General features: G+C 53.2%; 5 protein-coding genes. All 5 read left to right on the plus strand.

Features of this window, described 5'->3' with window-relative positions; genetic code table 11:
• Positions 1-1,774, plus strand: a 1,774-nt coding sequence (locus tag C5O24_RS14080) for a coiled-coil domain-containing protein (RefSeq protein ID WP_107681824.1), incomplete at its 5' end; no start/stop codon positions are given.
• Positions 1,775-1,788: 14 nt separating this feature from the next.
• Positions 1,789-2,691: a hypothetical protein gene (locus C5O24_RS11030; RefSeq protein ID WP_205961099.1), complete on the plus strand. Its 903-nt coding sequence runs from the start codon at positions 1,789-1,791 to the stop codon at positions 2,689-2,691.
• Entirely contained in the window at positions 2,691-3,443 is a 753-nt protein-coding gene (locus C5O24_RS11040; protein ID WP_107681825.1) for an MBL fold metallo-hydrolase, read from the plus strand. Before C5O24_RS11030 ends, C5O24_RS11040 begins: the two co-directional genes overlap by 1 nt.
• Before the next feature lie 203 nt (positions 3,444-3,646).
• On the plus strand, positions 3,647-3,850 hold the full coding sequence (locus tag C5O24_RS14505; protein WP_240604983.1) for a hypothetical protein: 204 nt from the start codon (positions 3,647-3,649) through the stop codon (positions 3,848-3,850).
• A 24-nt stretch (positions 3,851-3,874) separates the two neighbouring features.
• On the plus strand, positions 3,875-4,300 hold the full coding sequence (locus tag C5O24_RS14665) for a hypothetical protein (RefSeq protein ID WP_240604985.1): 426 nt from the start codon (positions 3,875-3,877) through the stop codon (positions 4,298-4,300).
• The last annotated feature ends 10 nt before the right edge of the window (positions 4,301-4,310 follow it).

The raw sequence follows: 4,310 nt of genomic DNA on the forward strand, positions 1-4,310 counted from the left end.
GAGACAGAAAGGAAGCACCGAGCGCACCCTGTCCGGGCACCATACCGACTACTTCTTTAACGGCGTACCCTTGAAGAAGGCAGAATACGACGCAAAGGTAGCCACAATAATACCCGAAGACCTCTTTAAGGTCATTACGGATCCTTACTACTTCCTTACGCTTCATTGGAAGGCACAACGCGAATACTTGCTTACGATGGCGGGCAAGATTAACGACGCGGACGTAGCAGCCACCCGCGAAGAATTTGCCGCCCTTCTTCGCCGGGTAACAGGCAAGACGATGGAAGAATACAAAAAGGAAATTTCGGTACGTCGTGGCAGGATTGAAGCGCAGTTAGAAAAGATACCGACCCGCAAAGATGAAGCCACCCGAAACACCCCGGTAGCCCCGAACTACGCCGCCCTTGAAAGCGAGAAGGCGCAGATACAGGAAGACCTCGCCAACATTGACGCGGCGGCAGCTTCCGAAGCAGAAGCCAACCGCGTAGCCTACGAACAGGCGGCAAAGATACAGGCGGAAATCAACACTAAGCGCGACACACAGGCGAAGGCGTTACAGGACGCGAAGGAAGCGGCCCGCGCAGCAGCTTACGAAACCAACCGCGTAGCCGACGAAGCCGCCCGCGACCTCGCTCAAGTACAGCGCGACGAGGAAAGCGAAAACAAATATTACAGCCGGGAGAAGTCAGTAATAACGGCTTCCATAGCCACTGCCAAACGCCGTAAAGAGGACTACGAAGCCCAAGTAGCCGACCTTCGCAAGAATTGGGAGAAGGTCAATAACGAACAATTCCAAGAACAGCAAGCCCCGACCGCCGGCCCGCTTATTTGCCCGGTATTCGGTCATCAGTGCGCCGACCCCGGAGCACCCAACCGCCATCAGTGCGACGCAGCCGCAGCCCTTGAATCCTTCCGCAAGAACCAAGACACCGCCCGCGCCGCCTTCATTGCCAACCAAACCGCCCGACTTGACAAGATGGACGCGGAAGGCCAGGAACTAAACAGGCTTATAGCGGCACAGGACGCGGAAATAAAACGCCTTGAAGCGGAAGCCGTCGCCCTTGATACCAAGCACAACGCCGCCGTACAGGACTACGCCACAAAGAAGGCGACCTATAACAACACCATAGCCGCCAATCCCCGCGTAAGCACCGACCCGCAAATAGACCCGCAGACGCTTCCGACTTGGGTAGCCCTTCAAAAGGAGATAGACCAACTGAACGCCCGCCGTGCAGCCGTGACAGCACCGACAACACAGGACACCGCCGCAGAGCGTCAGCAGAGCCGGGCGACACTTCGCGCCCGCCTTTCCGAGATAGACCAAAAGCTCGGACTTCGCGCCACCATTAAAGCCGCCGAAGCCCGTATAGTGGAACTTGATAAGGAAGCCGCTACGTTGGCACAGGAAAAGGCAACACTTCAAACCGAAGAAGCCCTAATAGACGACTTCGTAAGATGTCGTATGGAAGAAGTAGAACGCCGTGTAAACGGGCTTTTCGACGGCGTGGAGTTCCGAATGTATAAGACGCTTGTAAACGGCGAGAAAGAGCCGGACTGCGTGGCCTACATTGGCGGGGTACGATACCAAGACAAGAACCACGCTGGGCAGATTAACGCCGGGTTAGCCGTGATTAACGCCCTTTGCGCCTTCCACGGAGTAACCGCCCCTATAATTGTCGATAACGCCGAGAGTGTAAACGACTTCATCCCCGTAAAAAGCCAATTAGTCCGGCTTGTAGTCACTACGGGGGAGTTCCAAGTAACAAACAACTAAAAAATATTCCGACCATGTGCAAGACCCCGGAACTTCCGGCTACCATAGTAGCCGCAAAAGAAAAATTTGAAGTTGCATTACGCGACGCTTCGGCGATAGACATCGTAAACAACTTCGGCGCAGCCTTCAACGCCGCGAAAGTAATAACCCTTCTACGCGAAGCACTTACCGAAGAAGTAATGGAAAAGGTATTTATGCCTTTGATGAACACAAAAGTAGGCTTCCGCACCGACCGCGACGGCAAGCCCGACAAGAACGGACGAGTAAAGCCGCCCTACGAAGTGGCTACCGTCCGCGAAGCGATAATAGATGCCGCTATAATTGGGCTTCTTCCTACCGGGAACCAGTTCAACATCATTAGCGGCACGATGTACCCCACGAAAGAAGGCTATACCGCCCTTCTAAAAAAGATTGGGGCGAAATACATTATCGACGTTCAACAGGACACAAGCCAAAACCCCGCCTACGCCGTATTCCCGTGCAAAGTAACGTATTCCTACAACGGCGACAAAAATAGCCTTACGGTTCAAGCCACCGTCCGCCGCGACCAATACAGCAGCAACGACCAACTACGCGGAAAGGCAGAACGCCGCGCAAAGAAAGCCCTCTACGAATACCTTACAGGAACGGACTACGGCGACGCGGACGAAACAAGCAGCCGCCCCAACGTGGTAGTAGATACCGTAGCCGTCGAGATTAAGGAACAGGCAAACACCGGCCCCGCTATTGGCTTCGACGACGCGGAAACGGTAATGGCCGAAGAAGTCCACGCCCCGGCACAGGCAGAACCCGCGCCGCAGACATACACCGCCCCGGTTCAGTCCCAAGCAGCTCCGGCACCCCAACCACAAGCACAGCCCCAGGCCGACCCACAACCGGCCCCGGCTTATAATACACCAAGAAAGCCCAATTTCTAATGGTACTTCGTGTTTTAGGTTCAAGCAGCAGCGGCAACGCCTACATTTTGGAGAATGTGGGCGAAGCCCTGCTCATTGAAGCCGGGGTAAACTTCAAGAAGGTAGTAGCCGCGTTGGAAGGCAATATTTCCAAAGTGGTAGGCTGTCTTATAACCCACGAACACGGCGACCACGCCGGACGGATTAACGAAGTATTGAACGCCGTTATTCCCGTCTACGCTACCCAAGGCACAATAGACAACGCCAAGGTAAAAAGCGAGTGGAAGCCGCGCACGTTGGAGCAAGAAGGCAACGGCTACAAGGTTCAGCAGATAGGAGGTTTTAAGGTTATACCGTTCGCCACGAAGCATGACTGCGCCGAACCCGTGGGCTTCTACATTTGGCACCCGGAAACGGGCGGCATTTTGTTCGCTACCGATACCTACTACCTACCTAACACCTTCAAAGGCTTAAACAACGTCCTTATAGAATGCAACTACGACCCGGAAATATTAGACCGCAACGTAGAGGAAGGCCGACTAATTCCGACCCTTCGGGAAAGAGTGAGGGAAAGCCACCTAAGTATAGACACCTGTATAGACGCGCTTAAAGCCAACGACCTGAAGGCGGTAAATAACATCGTCCTAATACACCTTTCGGCGGGTAACGGCGACCCCGTAGCCTTCAAAGAGAGAGTTTACAGGGCGACCGGGAAGCGGGTACACATAGCAGCCCCCGGACTTAGTATTAACTTCAATAAAACGCCCTTCTAACTATGATTAAAGGCTTTAATTCCGAAACCGCGCCCTTAACCGAGTACGAAGAAAACGTATTACTTCCGCTCGTCCTTCGTGGGTTGAAAACCAAGGTAGGAAAGGAAAACGCAGTAACAAACCGTACAATCGTGCAGCGGCTTAACATAGCCGGATATACGGTAACAGAACCCCGGATAAGGAAACTTATTAACCATATCCGAATGACCGACCTACTAACGGGCCTTATAGCCACGTCCGGCGGCTACTTCTTAGCGACTTCGGAAGCGGAGTTATTGGACTACGAACAAAGCCTTATAGGACGCGAGGACGCTATAAAACAAGTACGGTTAGCCATAGCCCGGCAACGGCGGATCCTTTACAACGACGCTAACCGACCCGAAGAAAACAAACCCGAAATATTTTAATAACCCATTAACAAACAACCCCAAATGAAGAAAATAGCACTTTTCCGAAAGTACGGCGAATCCGCCGAGTTCGTGGCCCGCTTCGACAGCGTGGAAGAAGCAAGCGACCAAGTGAAGGACATCATCAACGAAGACGAAGACGCTAACGTATTCGACTTCTATACCGAGGAACAGGAGTACACCGACATCCGCGAACGCGTGAAGACCTACGCCGACGCTTGCGAAGTCTTAGGCATAGCCGAAATGGACGAAAAGGCATTTAAGGCCTGCGGCTTCCGTCCCGACGAGATCGCCCGCCGTAAGTTGGAAACCATAACCGAAGCCCTTAACGAAGGTTGGCGGCCGGATTGGAACAATACCAACGAATACAAGTATTTCCCCTGGTTCCGTATTCTTCCCGGAAAGGGCAAGGACGCAGAAGGTAAACCCCTGTCTCATATACACAACTGACGCTGCCGAC

It is taken from the genome of Paramuribaculum intestinale, from assembly GCF_003024925.1.
Taxonomy (GTDB): domain Bacteria; phylum Bacteroidota; class Bacteroidia; order Bacteroidales; family Muribaculaceae; genus Paramuribaculum; species Paramuribaculum intestinale.